Genomic DNA, 15,665 nt, shown 5'->3' with positions numbered 1-15,665 from the left:
ACGTAATTTGCCTGCAAACTGTAACGCAGAAGGTATCCCCTTCTGCGTTTTGTTTTATTAGCTGTTGGCAACGCAAACTGCTTCAGGTTGTTTTCTGGCTGACATAAACACCAGCAACAATGCCAGGCCTGCGACAATTGCCCCCATCACCGGCACAAAACTGTACCCCAGCCCCCCCCGAAATCGCTGCGCCACCTGCCGCGGCCCCCAGAGCATTGCCCAGGTTAAAGGCACCGATATTCACTGAGGAAGACAGCCCCGGCGCTTCGCTGGCAACTCGCATCACACGCATCTGTAATGGTGGTACCACTGCAAAGGTTGCTGCACCCCACACCACCATGCTGATAGCCGCACCAAACTCATTACGCGCCAGGAACGGGATCGCCAGCATAATCACCATCAGCAGCAACAAAAAGCCTTTCAGCGTGCCGTTGACCGAACGATCTGCCAGTTTACCGCCTAAATAGTTACCGATAGAAAACCCGACGCCAATCAGCACCAGCATGGCTGTTACGAACACCGGCGTTGCATGGGTGATACTTTGCAGTACTGGTGAAATATAGGTGTAGAGGGTAAACATTGCGCCAGCCCCCAGTACCGTCGTCAGCAAGGCTGATAACACCTGCGGACGCATCAATACCGCCAGCTCTTTTTTCACTTCCGGTCGCGCTCCTGCGCCGCCTTTCGGTAACGAGAAGAACAGGCTAACCATTGAAATCACGCCCAGCCCCGCCGTTGCCAGAAACGACATCCGCCAGCCAATAGTTTCGCCAAGCCAGGTCGCCGCAGGAACACCGCCAATATTTGCCAGAGTTAAGCCCATAAACATAGTGGCGACAGCGCTGGCCTGTTTGTGTTTAGGCACAACGCTTGCGGCCACGACTGAACCCAAACCAAAGAATGCCCCGTGATTCAGACTGGTCAGAATGCGTGAAAGCATCAGCGTCATATAATCCGGCGCGATGGCGGAAAGCACGTTGCCAAGAGTGAAAATGGCCATCAGGAAAATAAGCGCACTGCGCCTGGCGCGATGAGACAGCAGTAATGTCATCAGCGGCGCGCCAACCATCACGCCAACCGCATAGGCGCTGATTAACATGCCCGCAGCAGGAATTGAGACATCCACACCGCGCGCAATGACGGGTAACAGGCCCATTGGCGAGAACTCCGTTGTCCCGATACCAAACGCGCCAACGGCCAGCGCCAACAACGGATAGTTAATTTTCATGCCTAATCTCCACTTCTTCGCGTCATTACACGATATTCATCAAAGTGGCGAAAGCATGACAGCAATCACAAAAAATTGATAATAACAAAAAGAGAAAACACTTTTGCCATTTTGCTAACAAAAGGGAAGAGAGTGCGAGGGAGGATGCGCTCCCTCGAAGGGAAATCAGTGCAGCGCGGCAGTCAAACCTACGGCCACGATCAAACCGAGGACAATAATGGTTGTTACCAGTGAAAATTTAAGGTCGGTACTCATCAAGTTTTCTCCTTTTTTATTACCCTACAAAAAAGTGATATTACGCATTTTTACACACTGTGAAGAAAAAATCTCCCGCCATTTATAATGATAAGTGTTTTTACCACTTCCCCTTTTCATCAAGATCGGCCAAAATTCCACGCTTACACTATTTGCGTACTGGCCATTGACCCCTTCCTGACGCTCTGTGTCGTTTTTCCGGCGTACCGCAACACTTTTGTTGCGCGTAAGGTGTGTAAAGGCAAACGTTTACCTTGCGATTTTGCAGGAGCTGAAGTTAGGGTCTGGAGTGAAATGGAATGGCAACAATAAAAGATGTAGCGAAGCGAGCAAACGTTTCCACTACAACTGTGTCACACGTTATAAACAAAACTCGTTTCGTCGCTGAAGAAACGCGCAACGCCGTGTGGGCAGCGATTAAAGAATTACACTACTCCCCTAGCGCGGTAGCGCGTAGCCTGAAGGTTAACCATACCAAGTCTATCGGCTTGCTGGCGACCAGCAGCGAAGCAGCCTATTTCGCGGAGATCATCGAAGCGGTTGAAAAAAATTGCTTCCAGAAAGGTTACACGCTGATCCTCGGCAACGCGTGGAACAATCTGGAGAAACAGAGAGCCTATCTGTCGATGATGGCGCAAAAACGCGTCGATGGCCTGCTGGTCATGTGTTCTGAGTATCCGGAACCGTTGCTGGCGATGCTGGAAGAGTATCGCCATATCCCGATGGTGGTAATGGACTGGGGCGAAGCAAAAGCCGACTTTACCGATGCAGTCATCGATAACGCGTTTGAAGGCGGCTACATGGCCGGACGCTATCTGATCGAACGCGGTCATCGCGAAATTGGTGTCATCCCAGGCCCTCTGGAACGTAATACCGGCGCGGGTCGTCTGGCAGGGTTTATGAAGGCGATGGAAGAAGCGATGATCAAGGTGCCGGAAAACTGGATTGTGCAGGGTGACTTTGAACCTGAATCGGGTTATCGCGCCATGCAACAAATCCTGTCGCAGCCACACCGCCCTACTGCGGTCTTCTGTGGTGGCGATATCATGGCAATGGGCGCACTTTGCGCTGCCGATGAAATGGGTCTGCGCGTACCGCAGGATGTTTCGCTGATCGGTTATGATAATGTGCGCAACGCCCGCTACTTTACCCCGGCGCTGACTACCATCCATCAGCCAAAAGATTCGCTGGGCGAAACGGCGTTCAACATGCTGTTGGACCGTATCGTCAACAAACGCGAAGAACCGCAGTCTATCGAAGTTCATCCGCGGCTTATTGAACGCCGCTCCGTGGCTGACGGTCCATTCCGCGACTATCGTCGTTAATCATCCGTTGCGGGAGTCTCTTCCGGCTCCCGCAGCCACTCCTTATTCAGCGTCTCACTATCGCCGAGATACTCCAGCAACCAGGTTAACGCTGGCGACATATCATTCTGCTGCCATGTCAGGCAACATGCCGAATCAGGGAATGGATTTTCCAGTTCTAACGCCACCCATTTTCCCTCATTAAGCCACGGTTTGGCGAAATGCGTAGGCACCATGCCAATACATAAACCGGCCGAGATACAGGTTGCCGATGATTCCCAGTCAGGTACGACAAGCCTTTTTTGGTTATCCAGCAGCCAGGTAATTCGTTTGGGTAACGTCCGCGACGTGTCTTCGCGCACCAGCGACGGCCAGTTGCGCAACGTGTCATCGCTGAGCGGCCCATTCATCGACGCAAGCGGATGGTGGCGGGCAACAACACAACTCCAGCTCAACATCCCCATATCACGGAAGGCGTAACGGCCCCCCACCCGGAATCGCTCGTGTCGCGCCAATCGCCAGTTCCACGCGCCCATCGGAAAGCGCATCCCAGACGCCGTTGAACACTTCCTGAAAAACCAGAAGTTCGACGTCATCAAAATGGCGATAGAAATCAACGATCATCTGCCGCGTGCGTTCTGGCCTGACAATATTATCTACCGCGATAGCTAATTGACCGCGCCAGCCGTTCGCTATCTGCTGACATTGTTGGCGAGTGATCTGCATTTTTTTGACAACAGATCGCCCTTCTTTGAGAAACCACGCCCCGGCAGCGGTCAGTTCCACGTCACGATGACGCCGTTCAAAAAGCGGCACCGCCAGCCACTCTTCCAGCTGACGCACGGTATAGCTGACCGCAGAAGGAACGCGATGCAACTCCTGGGCTGCAGCGCTGAAGCTGCCATTTCGCGCCACTGCATCAACCACTTCGAGAGAATACTCAGACCACATAGTTTGCCTGCAAAATTTTTGAAACCAGTCATCAAATATTACCGTTTCACAACAGGAATTTCACTCCCTACACTTTGCGACGGTGTTTAATTGAGGAATTTAGAGAATATACATGCAACCTGGGAAAAGATTTTTAGTCTGGCTGGCGGGTTTGAGCGTACTCGGTTTTCTGGCAACCGATATGTATCTGCCCGCTTTCGCCGCCATTCAGGCCGACCTGCAAACGCCTGCGTCTGCTGTCAGTGCCAGCCTTAGTCTGTTCCTTGCCGGTTTTGCCGCTGCCCAGCTCCTGTGGGGGCCGCTCTCCGATCGTTATGGTCGTAAACCTGTGTTATTGATCGGCCTGACAATTTTTGCGCTGGGTAGTCTGGGGATGTTATGGGTGGAAAACGCAGCCACGCTGCTGGTATTGCGTTTTGTGCAAGCTGTTGGTGTCTGTGCCGCAGCCGTTATCTGGCAGGCATTGGTGACGGATTACTATCCTTCACAAAAAGTTAACCGTATTTTCGCGACCATTATGCCTTTAGTGGGGCTTTCTCCGGCGCTTGCTCCGCTGTTAGGTAGCTGGCTGCTGGTCCATTTTTCCTGGCAGGCGATTTTCGCCACTCTGTTTGCCATTGCCGTAGTGCTGATTCTGCCCATTTTCTGGCTTAAACCCACCACGAAAGCACGCAATAATAGTCAGGATGGACTGACCTTTACCGATCTGCTGCGTTCAAAAACCTATCGCGGGAATGTGCTGATTTATGCGGCCTGTTCAGCCAGTTTCTTTGCCTGGCTAACCGGTTCACCGTTTATCCTCAGCGAAATGGGCTACAGTCCGGCAGTAATTGGATTAAGTTATGTTCCGCAAACCATCGCGTTTCTTATTGGTGGTTACGGCTGTCGCGCTGCATTGCAGAAATGGCAGGGTAAGCAGTTGTTACCGTGGCTGCTGGCGCTGTTTGCCGTCAGCGTGGTAGCAACCTGGGCTGCGGGCTTCATTAGCCATGTGTCGCTGGCCGAAATTCTGATCCCATTCTGTGTGATGGCCATTGCCAACGGGGCAATCTACCCGATTGTGGTCGCCCAGGCGCTACGCCCCTTCCCGCATGCGACTGGCCGCGCTGCTGCATTGCAGAATACCCTGCAATTGGGTCTGTGCTTCCTCGCAAGTCTGGGGGTTTCCTGGCTCATCAGCGTCAGTACGCCGCTGTTCACCACCACCAGCGTGATGTTATCGACCGTGGTGCTGGTTGCCATCGGCTATAAGATGCAACATCAACCTGAATCTCACTGCCAGAATCATGGCGAGACGGAAGTCGCACATAGTGAATCACATTGATCTATAGCGATATCGTTATACTTAGGCTGCTAACAAAATTTTGTTGTATGATTGAGATTAGCAGCCTATACTGAGTTCCAGTTGTTAATATTACGATAAATATTATGTTTTTACGGGGACAGGAGCGTTCCCGGGTCACTATGGATGGTCATTTCGGCAAGGGTTCCTCCTTTCCTCTGTTCTACGTCGGATTATAGACTCGCGGTTTTCCTGCGAGATTTCTCACAAAGCCCAAAAAGCGTCTACGCTGTTTTAAGGTTCTGATCACCGACCAGTGATGGAGAAACTATGAGTTCATCGTGTATAGAAGAAGTCAGCGTACCGGATGACAACTGGTACCGTATCGCCAATGAATTACTTAGCCGTGCAGGCATCGCCATTAATGGCTCTGCCCCGGCAGATATTCGAGTTAAAAACCCCGATTTTTTTAAACGCGTTCTACAGGAAGGATCATTGGGGTTAGGCGAAAGTTATATGGATGGCTGGTGGGAATGTGACCGACTGGATATGTTTTTTAGCAAAGTCTTACGCGCTGGGCTTGAAAACCAACTCCCCCATCATTTCAAAGACACACTACGCATTGCTGGAGCACGGCTCTTCAATCTGCAAAGTAAAAAGCGTGCCTGGATAGTAGGTAAAGAGCATTACGACCTTGGTAATGACCTGTTCAGCCGTATGCTGGATCCCTTCATGCAGTATTCCTGCGCTTACTGGAAAGATGCCTATAATCTGGAATCTGCCCAACAAGCGAAGCTCAAAATGATTTGTGAAAAATTGCAGTTAAAACCGGGAATGCGGGTTCTGGATATCGGCTGCGGTTGGGGCGGACTGGCGCATTACATGGCGTCTAATTATGACGTAAGTGTGGTTGGTGTCACGATTTCTGCCGAACAACAGAAAATGGCCCAGGAACGCTGCGCAGGTCTGGATGTCACCATTTTGCTACAGGATTACCGTGACCTGAACGACCAGTTTGACCGTATTGTTTCGGTTGGTATGTTCGAGCACGTCGGACCGAAAAATTACGATACCTATTTTGAGGTGGTGGATCGTAATCTGAAGCCAGAAGGCATTTTCCTGCTACATACTATCGGCTCGAAAAAAACCGATCTAAATGTTGACCCGTGGATTAACAAATATATTTTCCCGAATGGTTGCCTGCCTTCTGTACGCCAGATTGCGCAATCCAGCGAACCACACTTTGTGATGGAAGACTGGCATAACTTTGGCGCTGACTATGACACGACGTTGATGGCCTGGTATGAGCGATTCCTCGCCGCCTGGCCGGAAATTGCCGATAACTACAGTGAACGCTTTAAACGGATGTTTACGTATTATCTGAATGCTTGCGCTGGTGCCTTCCGCGCCCGTGATATCCAGCTCTGGCAAGTGGTGTTCTCACGTGGGGTCGAAAGCGGCCTTCGCGTGGCGCGTTAAGTGTTATTTCATCGCCCCCATTTTGGGGGCGATGTCATTTCAAACGCAGCTTTATTTCTTTTCCCGTGCAGCCAACACACGTTCAACAGTATCTACCACTGCCTGAGTTTGCGGATCGATTTCGACATTGACGCGTGCACCGAGTTTTTTCTTCCCGAGAGTGGTACGTTCCAGCGTTTCCGGAATTAAATGCACACAAAAGCGGGTCGCTGTCACTTCACCAACCGTCAGGCTGATACCATCAATACCAATAAACCCTTTATACAGGATATATTTCATTAACTGCTCATCCTGTACTTTGAACCAGATCTGGTGGTTATTTTCTGATGTTATTATTTTCGATACTTCTGCGGTGGTCATAATATGACCTGACATTAAATGTCCGCCGATTTCATCGCTGAATTTAGCAGCTCGTTCTACGTTTACCCAATCCCCAACGTTTAAATCGCCAAGGTTTGTTATTCGTAACGTTTCTTTCATCAGGTCAAAACTGATACGGTTGCCGTTAATTTCCGTTACAGTCAGGCAGCAACCGTTATGCGCGACAGAAGCGCCTGTCTCCAGACCATCCAACATGTAATCAGGTAATTCCACTACATGGGTTCGAAAATTTGCTTTCTCGTCAATCGACACCAACTTCGCGGTGCCCTGCACTATCCCCGTAAACATACTTACAACTCCTGAAATCAGTTAGGACATTCTGTTCAGCACAATAGCAGGTGGGAAACGTCCTTACCAGTAAAGGGGGTTGAGTGGTTATTTTTTCACTGGAGAATTAATAAATCCTCGCTACAATAGACTGAATTTCCCCTGCTTCTTCTTTTTGCTGCCCATTCAGGCGGTTTTTTAGTCTCTCATATAACAACAATATAAAAGGTGTTCACGTGCAGAAATACATTAGTGAAGCGCGTCTGTTATTAGCATTAGCAATCCCGGTGATTCTCGCGCAAATCGCCCAAACAGCGATGGGTTTTGTCGATACCGTCATGGCGGGCGGCTATAGCGCCACCGACATGGCGGCAGTCGCCATTGGTACTTCTATCTGGCTCCCGGCGATTCTTTTCGGTCACGGACTGCTGCTGGCAATGACGCCAGTCATCGCGCAATTGAATGGTTCCGGTCGCCGTGAACGTATTGCGCATCAGGTGCGACAAGGTTTCTGGCTGGCCGGTTTCGTCTCCGTGCTTATTATGCTGGTGCTGTGGAATGCGGGTTATATCATCCGCTCCATGCAAAATATCGATCCGGCCCTCGCCGATAAAGCAGTGGGTTATCTGCGTGCACTATTGTGGGGGGCTCCTGGCTATCTGTTCTTCCAGGTCGCTCGTAACCAGTGTGAAGGTTTGGCAAAAACCAAGCCGGGCATGGTAATGGGCTTTATTGGCCTGCTGGTGAACATTCCGGTTAACTATATCTTTATTTATGGTCACTTCGGTATGCCTGAACTCGGTGGCGTCGGCTGTGGTGTGGCGACTGCGGCGGTGTACTGGGTAATGTTCTTTGCTATGGTTTCTTATATTAAACATGCCCGTTCTATGCGCGATATCCGCAACGAAAAAGGCACCGCGAAACCAGACCCGGCAGTAATGAAAAGACTTGTGCAACTGGGGTTACCTATCGCGCTGGCACTGTTCTTTGAAGTAACACTGTTTGCGGTGGTTGCGCTGTTGGTATCTCCGCTCGGTATTGTCGATGTGGCAGGCCACCAGATTGCCCTGAACTTTAGTTCGCTAATGTTCGTTCTTCCGATGTCACTGGCAGCGGCTGTGACTATCCGTGTGGGTTATCGTCTGGGTCAGGGTTCCACGCTGGATGCGCAAACTGCCGCACGAACCGGGCTTATGGTTGGCGTCTGTATGGCAACGATGACGGCAATTTTTTACAATCTCACTGCGGGAGCAGATCGCTCTTCTGTATAACGATAATCCAGAAGTTGTGACACTGGCTGCACACCTGATGTTGCTGGCGGCGGTGTATCAGATTTCTGACTCGATACAGGTAATCGGTAGCGGGATTTTGCGTGGTTATAAAGATACGCGATCTATTTTTTATATTACCTTTATCGCGTATTGGGTGTTGGGTTTACCAAGTGGTTATATCCTGGCATTGACCAATCTGGTAGTTGAACCGATGGGGCCGGCAGGTTTCTGGATAGGCTTTATCATCGGTCTGACTTCTGCTGCCATTATGATGATGCTACGTATGCGTTTCTTGCAACGTCTACCATCGGCTATCATTTTGCAACGTGCAGCTCGATAAAAAATGAGGCGCAATCCGCAAAGATTGCGCCTTAATTTTAGGCTGACTGGAGCGTTGCGCCAATGCCATCTTCGTCCGGCTGCAATTTAAGTGTGCTGCAAATAGGCTGCCGACTGGCATCCGTTATCTCAACGTGAATATCACCGCTGACTTCCCCTTTCACACTGATGAATTCTGGAGAAATTTCTTTCGCACTGGTTTGCAGGCAAATCGTTCCTTCTCCTCGCAGACGTTTCACCTTCAACTGCACAGACGTTGCTGTTGAGGTTATCAGCCACACTTTTCCGCCATCGAGATTCAGGTTGCCAACATAGAAAGTGACATTGTCACCTTTAACCGTGCTGCCATCGAGGATCAACACGCCTTCCTGCTGGACTGTAATCGTTGATTGTTTCAGATCAGCGCCATAGCCAACAATCATAGAAGCGCCGTCCTGTAAGGCAACGCTCCCCGTAAGTTCAACCGGAGCACAGTCTTCTTCTACGACGAATTTTTCATCCGCACTGGTGGGAGACATCACAATCACTGTCCCACTTTGTACCACTGCGTTTTCCAGCGTACCGGCATGCACTTCAGCCCGCCCACCGGTTTTAACTGTCAGGTTTTTAGTCTTACCAGAACTGTAGAGTTGCAGACCGTCTGTCCCCAGGCGATAAACGGCGCCATTCTCAACGATGGTATGAATGTCTTCACCGCCGAGATTATTCATGGTGCCACCCGCAATCAGCGTATCACTGGCTTTACCTGCCAGCATAAAAACGCCGCCGTGGTTTATCTCACCATTGATGGCTTCTCCACCAGGGTAAACCAACAGTTCACCACCTTCATCTACAACAACTGCTGATGCTGTTCCGTTGACCAACAAACCACCATCCTGATCCAGAATGATTTTTTCCGCGCGATGGCCCTCCAGTACCCGCAGATTACCGCCATTCTCCAGCAATAAACCGCAGGCATAGCCCTGATCAACGCTAAATTCACCTTCGGGATGGCGGCCATTAACAGTCGCGAGCGTTGAGAGGCTAATCGCTCCACCGTCTGACTGAACAATGTCAGTGGCTATTGCGCCGTCACCGACTGATAACGTGCCATTGTTGCTGTACTGTGTACATTTGGCGATTCCACCAGTTTCAACTTTCAGCCAGCCAGTATCTGTGACCACGGTATTTTCTGCTCTTCCGCCTGCCTCAACAATCAACTCGCCATCAGTAAGTTGAGTCGCACCGATAACGTCTCCAGCATGAACAATTTGCACTTTCCCGTCGCTTATCAAGTTTTTTGCATCAGATCCCATGACTTATTCCTATGCTGCATCTGTGTGCCTTTATCGCTACCTAAGTGTAAAGGCTACGAAGGATTTATCCACGATAGAATTGATATGGTGGCAAAGTCTCTGTTTTACATTGTGAGTCGAGGGATAATCGGCTGTATTAGATCTAAATATGATCTCTGGCCAAAAATCGCCCTTGCAAATCAACAAAATATCGCCAATTTGCTTAAAAGCTCTGCAAACGATAGAAATACCGCAGAAAATTACGATTTGCCTCTTGCCACCTGCACGCTCTGCCGCTAATATTCGTCCCCGTTGTCACCTACAACGTTGCGTTCATAGCTCAGTTGGTTAGAGCACCACCTTGACATGGTGGGGGTCGTTGGTTCGAGTCCAATTGAACGCACCATCCTGCGTCCGTAGCTCAGTTGGTTAGAGCACCACCTTGACATGGTGGGGGTCGGTGGTTCGAGTCCACTCGGACGCACCAGATTTTCTTAATCTGGTCTTCTCTTCCCTTTTGTTTCTCCTGTTTCTTCTCTGTATCCAATACGTTAAAAGATTTACACTATCCTCTTATGCGTTATCAGAAGGAGAATAGCTATGGCAACTTTATTACAACTTCATTTTGCTTTTAATGGCCCGTTTGGCGACGAAATGGCTGAGCAACTTAAACCGCTTGCCGAGTCAATTAATCAGGAACCCGGTTTTCTGTGGAAGGTGTGGACAGAAAGTGAAAAGAACCATGAAGCCGGTGGGATCTACCTTTTTACCGATGAAAAAAGCGCCCTGGCTTATCTGGACAAACATACTGCCCGCCTGAAAAATCTTGGTGTCGCAGAAGTTATTGCCAAAGTTTTCGATGTCAATGAGCCACTGAGTCAAATCAATCAGGCAAAACTCGCCTGACAGAGATTAATGAAGGGCGATACGCGCCCTTTTCGTCCCCGTCTGAAATTTCTCCTTTTCTAAATATTTCCACCACACTTATCTGATAACACCAAATTCAAAAAAATGCATACAGGTAAGTAACAATGAAAAAAAATTGCCATTGTGGGTGCCGGACCAACAGGGATCTACACTTTCCTCTCGCTTTTGCAGCAACAAACGCCACTCTCCATTTATCTCTTCGAGCAAGCCGACGAAGCGGGTGTCGGTATGCCGTACAATGATGAAGAAAACTCTAAAATGATGCTGGCAAATATTGCCAGCATTGAAATACCGCCGATTTATTGTACTTATCTGGAATGGTTGCAAGAGCAAGAGGCCAGCCATCTGCAACGTTATGGCGTTAAAAAGGAAAGCTTGCACGATCGCCAGTTTTTGCCGAGGGTTTTGTTAGGAGAATATTTCCGTGATCGCTTTTTACGGTTGGTAGAGCAAGCACGGCTGCAGCAATTTGAAATCAACGTTTATGAATCTTGTCAGGTGACTGATCTGCAAGTCACAGGCTCTGGCGTGCTTATCTTCACAGATCGGGATTTGCCAGTTGAGACGTTTGATTTAGCCGTAATAGCCACCGGTCACGTCTGGCCTGACGAAGAACAGGCAAGCCGAACATATTTCCCCAGCCCGTGGTCAGGGTTAATGGAAGCGAAAATTGAAGCCTGTCGCGTGGGCATTATGGGAACATCCTTGAGCGGACTGGATGCCGCAATGGCGGTTGCTATCCAGCATGGTTCCTTTATTGAAAAAGATAATCAACGCATTCTGTTTCAGCGCGATAGCGACAGTGAAAAACTCAGTATTACATTGATGTCACGCACAGGTATTGTGCCAGAAGCCGATTTCTATTGCCCAATTCCCTACGAACCTCTATGCATTGTCACTGAACAGGCCCTGAACGCGGAAATTGAAAAAGGTGCACAGGGCCTTCTGGAACGGGTATTTAAACTTATAGTGCGAGAGATTACTTCGGCTGATCCTGACTGGAGCCGACATATTGCGATAGAGAGCCTGAATGTCGATACCTTCGCGCAAGCCTGGTTTGCCGACCGTAAACAGCATGATCCATTTGCCTGGGCAGAAAAAAACCTGGCAGAAGTCGAGCGAAATAAACGTGAAAAACATACCGTTCCCTGGCGTTATGTCATTCTTCGCCTGCATGAAGCCGTACAGGAGATTGTTCCGCATCTGAATGAGCACGACCATAAACGGTTCAGTAAAGGCCTTGCCAGAGTATTTATCGACAATTATGCAGCTATTCCTTCTGAATCTATAAAGCGATTACTGGCTTTGCGCGAGGCGGGAATTATCCATATTCTCGCTCTCGGTGAGGAATACGATATGGAAATCGACAAAACGCACACAATGCTGAAAACAGCGGACAACAGCTACTCGTTTGACGTTTTTTATTGATGCTCGTGGGCAACGCCCGCTCAAAGTGAAAGACATTCCTTTCCCTGGACTACGTGCACAACTACAGAAAACAGGCGATGAAATCCCTGATGTCGGTGAAGATTATACGCTACAGCAACCGGAAGACGTTCGTGGTCGCGTGGCGTTCGGCGCGTTGCCCTGGCTAATGCACGATCGGCCTTTCGTTCAGGGGCTTACGGCTTGTGCTGAAATTGGTGAGGCTATGGCGCAGGCCGTCGTGAAGCCAGCATCCCGCGCACGCCGACGTTTGTCGTTTGATTAAGGTAAAAGAGTCAGCATTCCACAAATTGATGCTGCTCATTCAAACGATAGCGAACTCCGGCGCGAATATTATTTTCACCTTCAACGGCTACGGCAAAGCGCACTCTTTCGCCGTCATGATACGCCAGCGCAGCGCTGCCTCCTGGCCCGAGAATAATTGAATCCACCACGCCCGCACTCACTACCGTTGAATTTTCACCGCTGGCGATGATATGAACGTTATCGCCGCTGTTGGCAATCCTGGCGTTTGCGCCAAAGCTGGCGATTTGCACCAGATCGCCATTACTGGCGACATGACACCGTTCACCCAATGTACAAACGCGTACTCGCATTCCGGTATTCGCAATACGACTGCTGTCTCCGGCGCTGCTTATCCGCGAGGAATTACCGGTTACAGCAACACGAGCACGTTCACCTGAGCTACCGATATGGCTGTTAAAGCCGACACTGCCAATCCGCACGCTATAACCCATGCTGGCAATTTGCGCAGCATACCCCACAGTAGCGATTCTGGCGTTATCCTCACAACAGCGACGCGTGCGTGATCGTCGGCCCGGGCGAACTGACTGCAAAAGGGTATCTCTACGGGGTCCCTGGCCAGTTTTTGCATTGAGGAAACTTCCTGACGGGCGAAATTTTCGTCTGCCAGCCATTTTTTCCAGGCGTACTCAACCAGACTTTCCGCCCAGTCAGTAAATCCCTCGCTCATCAGGGCGTGATGAATATCGGCATAAATTCCACCTTGCGGAAAACGGCGCAGAAACCAGCGGTACATAACCGCTCCTACACGCCACTCTCGCAGGTCAGCTCGTGTAATGATCATTCGTTAATGCCGGTGATAGCCATCGACCATACATTTAAAGGTTTCGTGCGGAGTACGCCCCGTGGTGCAAAGATAGAGATGGCCGAAGATAAAAAAGAGGCTTATAGCTGCCAGAGCAAAATGCGCCTGCAATAACCAGTATCTTACGCCAGGGAACACGTCCCCCACGGTTTGCGGGTAAAGGCATAGCAGCCCCGTCAACAATAACAGCGGCAGCAATCCATACATCACAGCAACATAAGCTGCCTGCTGCAATGGATTGAATTTAGACTGTGTTGTTGCAGAAAATGGATGATCTTCCCCTTGCATAATTCCAAGCAGATAAAACCGCGTTTGTTTAGCCGCTCGCCCCAGCCAGCCCTGACGACGGATAATGTAGTGATGACCATTACCCCCAACGGCATTAATGAGAATAAAGCCAAGCCAGCATGCCAGTAGCAGGAATCCACAAACTTCATGTACGGCAACCAGACTTTTGACTGCAGCAACGCCCACCAGCGCAAAGTGATTGATTAGCCCACTTGCCAGCAACAAGACAAAGAGTAACGCATTCGACCAGTGCCATAATCTCACCGCCCTGCTGTAGAGATAAACCTTCTCGCCATGACCAGTGGAGGATTTCTTTTTACCACGAGCGCGAAGTAAGGCGTGAAGCCCCAACACTAACCACATCCCGACCAGCAGCAGCCCGGCAATGACCAACCACACAGGCCAAAATTCGGGAGAAAACTGCGGTACATAGTTTGCCAACTGGTTATGAAATTGTTCAGCATTTTGCGACGGGTTCATACATTTTCCTTTTTAATCAAATGTTGACCGAACCGGCGATACAGATGCGGTTTCCCGGCACCAGGCAGCTGATATTGATAGTATTTATTTTCCTGTAACCACGCCTGAATTTCTGGGCTATCTTCGCGACCAAAGATCAACGCATGTTCCGGACAGGCGCTAACGCAGATGGGCGGAAAACCTTTTGCCAGCCGAGACTCGGCACAGAAATCACATTTATCCGCCACTTTGGTCAGTGGATTAAGGTAACGAACCTGATACGGGCATGCGCCGATGCAGTAGCTACAGCCAATGCATTGTGATTTTTCTACCCGCACGATCCCCTGTTCATCACGCCACGATGCCCCTGTGGGGCAAACGTCGATGCAAGGAGCATCTTCACAGTGCTGGCATGACTGGCGAAAAAAGTGATACAGCGTTTCGTTATTGTTATCGGTGACCGGGATATGCGCGATAGACAAACGACTTCCCTGTGCCGGTACATGGTTAGTTTTACGGCATGCTCTGGCGCAAATATTACAGCCATTGCACCGTGATTCATCGTGAATCATGGCATATCGAACTTCCTTTCTTTGTCTGGTGTTCGCTAACAAAGAAGGTGCTGAACCGGTCAAAAAGATTACCGTTCCCATCCCCAGAACAAATTTGCGTCGAGTGAAGGACATCTTATTATCCTCTAATGCTGTGGCTGCGACTGTCCACCCTATCCATGATATCTCCCTGAAACTTCAGGGATTCTGAAACTGCTCAACTTCGAACCATTCACATAAGCCATAAGCTTTGCCATAGCTCATAAAACGCTCGCTAAACAGGTACAACACAGCCGTCGATGACGTCACCTGGCGTATATCGGCATACTCAGGAGCGATATCCATCGCGGCGAGCGCGGCTTCAATCTGCGCTTCCTGGTAGTAATATGGCGCTTGCGTCAGCATGGCGAACTTATAAGGCCGGGGATACGTCTGGCATTCGAAGCGAACGGCGTGTGCAATGGCCCGACAGATGTCCTGCTCAACAACCTGCAAAGACATAGCGGCATAGTTTTCGCTCATGGTTTGCGTTGAGTAGTAATAATCATCTTTACTGCCCGTCATACAGGCGATATCTGCGAAGTCTGAACTCTGCCGTATGCTTTCCAGCAATGCAGAAAGATCCTCTTCAGCAACCGTATATGGCGGCGACAGGAACACGGCGCGTGCAACCAGTTGACCCGCCGTCGAATGCTGGCGGATAAACTCCGCCAGAATTTCAGCCGGTTCAGGCCCTGTAACCGCATCGTTCGCAGTGTCATCGGGCTGACGCATACTGTGCAACCAGTGACGCTTAGTCACGTCAATATCAGGCGCTTCCAGTTGTGTCATTTCCTCCTGCTGGCTCATTACGCC

10 protein-coding genes, 2 tRNA genes and 5 pseudogenes are annotated in these 15,665 nt (G+C 49.9%); 8 read left to right on the top strand and 9 right to left on the bottom strand.

Translation table 11 applies throughout. The features are described from left to right. Positions 1 to 57 precede the first annotated feature (57 nt). Positions 58 to 1,228 (bottom strand): annotated as a pseudogene (locus tag CRI63_RS21135) (MFS transporter). Positions 1,229 to 1,393: 165 nt separating this feature from the next. Beyond that, entirely contained in the window at positions 1,394 to 1,483 is a 90-nt protein-coding gene (gene cydH / locus CRI63_RS21130) for a cytochrome bd-I accessory subunit CydH (protein WP_000102278.1), read from the bottom strand. Positions 1,484 to 1,782: 299 nt separating this feature from the next. Between cydH and purR the strand changes: the two genes are divergently transcribed. Beyond that, positions 1,783 to 2,808 carry an HTH-type transcriptional repressor PurR gene (purR, locus tag CRI63_RS21125; RefSeq protein WP_000190978.1) on the top strand — a complete coding sequence of 342 codons (1,026 nt, stop codon included), beginning with the start codon at positions 1,783 to 1,785 and terminating at the stop codon, positions 2,806 to 2,808. Here the strand turns inward: purR and punR are convergent. After that, positions 2,805 to 3,738 (bottom strand): annotated as a pseudogene (punR, locus tag CRI63_RS21120) (DNA-binding transcriptional activator PunR). The gene purR and the pseudogene punR sit on opposite strands and share 4 nt — an antisense overlap. Before the next feature lie 112 nt (positions 3,739 to 3,850). Here punR and punC point away from each other — a divergent pair. Together punC and cfa are read left to right on the top strand one after the other, a co-directional pair. Continuing rightward, a complete protein-coding gene (punC, locus tag CRI63_RS21115; protein WP_130224719.1) occupies positions 3,851 to 5,062 on the top strand; it encodes a purine nucleoside transporter PunC in 1,212 nt (403 codons plus the stop codon). 288 nt (positions 5,063 to 5,350) lie between these two features. Further along, positions 5,351 to 6,499 (top strand): cyclopropane fatty acyl phospholipid synthase, encoded by a 1,149-nt coding sequence (cfa, locus tag CRI63_RS21110; protein ID WP_130208204.1) that lies wholly within the window; start codon positions 5,351 to 5,353, stop codon positions 6,497 to 6,499. A 51-nt stretch (positions 6,500 to 6,550) separates the two neighbouring features. Here the strand turns inward: cfa and CRI63_RS21105 are convergent, their stop codons facing one another. Further along, positions 6,551 to 7,168: a riboflavin synthase subunit alpha gene (locus CRI63_RS21105; protein WP_135520684.1), complete on the bottom strand. Its 618-nt coding sequence runs from the start codon at positions 7,166 to 7,168 to the stop codon at positions 6,551 to 6,553. A gap of 215 nt (positions 7,169 to 7,383) precedes the next feature. On the opposite strand from CRI63_RS21105, the pseudogene mdtK reads away from it, so the two are divergent. Then, positions 7,384 to 8,758, top strand: a pseudogene (mdtK, locus tag CRI63_RS21100) (multidrug efflux MATE transporter MdtK). A 37-nt stretch (positions 8,759 to 8,795) separates the two neighbouring features. Here mdtK and CRI63_RS21095 read toward each other — a convergent pair. After that, entirely contained in the window at positions 8,796 to 10,052 is a 1,257-nt protein-coding gene (locus CRI63_RS21095) for an AIDA repeat-containing protein (RefSeq protein ID WP_135520683.1), read from the bottom strand. Positions 10,053 to 10,360: 308 nt separating this feature from the next. On the opposite strand from CRI63_RS21095, the gene CRI63_RS21090 reads away from it, so the two are divergent. From CRI63_RS21090 to CRI63_RS21075, 4 genes and pseudogenes are all read left to right on the top strand, one after another. Next, positions 10,361 to 10,437 (top strand) — tRNA-Val (locus tag CRI63_RS21090). A 4-nt stretch (positions 10,438 to 10,441) separates the two neighbouring features. Then, positions 10,442 to 10,518, top strand: a tRNA-Val gene (locus CRI63_RS21085). A gap of 113 nt (positions 10,519 to 10,631) precedes the next feature. Then, a complete protein-coding gene (locus tag CRI63_RS21080) occupies positions 10,632 to 10,937 on the top strand; it encodes a monooxygenase (protein WP_130218959.1) in 306 nt (101 codons plus the stop codon). Between the two features lie 135 nt (positions 10,938 to 11,072). Further along, positions 11,073 to 12,669: pseudogene (locus tag CRI63_RS21075) on the top strand (FAD-NAD(P)-binding protein). Between the two features lie 10 nt (positions 12,670 to 12,679). On the opposite strand, the pseudogene ydhT reads toward CRI63_RS21075, so the two are convergent. The 4 genes and pseudogenes from ydhT to CRI63_RS21055 all read right to left on the bottom strand — a co-directional run bounded on the left by ydhT (position 12,680) and on the right by CRI63_RS21055 (position 15,659). Further along, positions 12,680 to 13,491: pseudogene (gene ydhT / locus CRI63_RS21070) on the bottom strand (protein YdhT). A gap of 3 nt (positions 13,492 to 13,494) precedes the next feature. Then, positions 13,495 to 14,280 carry a thiosulfate reductase cytochrome B subunit gene (gene phsC, locus CRI63_RS21065; protein ID WP_135489234.1) on the bottom strand — a complete coding sequence of 262 codons (786 nt, stop codon included), beginning with the start codon at positions 14,278 to 14,280 and terminating at the stop codon, positions 13,495 to 13,497. Beyond that, positions 14,277 to 14,945, bottom strand: a complete 669-nt coding sequence (locus tag CRI63_RS21060) for a 4Fe-4S dicluster domain-containing protein (RefSeq protein ID WP_135520681.1) — start codon at positions 14,943 to 14,945, stop codon at positions 14,277 to 14,279. The genes phsC and CRI63_RS21060 overlap by 4 nt, the downstream gene beginning before the upstream one ends. 63 nt (positions 14,946 to 15,008) lie before the next feature. Next, positions 15,009 to 15,659, bottom strand: coding sequence for a YdhW family putative oxidoreductase system protein (locus tag CRI63_RS21055; protein WP_135520679.1), 651 nt, complete (start codon positions 15,657 to 15,659; stop codon positions 15,009 to 15,011). Positions 15,660 to 15,665 lie beyond the last annotated feature (6 nt).

The organism is Escherichia sp. E2661, from assembly GCF_004745185.1.
GTDB lineage: Bacteria > Pseudomonadota > Gammaproteobacteria > Enterobacterales > Enterobacteriaceae > Escherichia.
The sequence above is the reverse complement of the archived record's forward strand: the minus strand, read 5'-3'. Positions and strand labels throughout refer to the sequence as shown.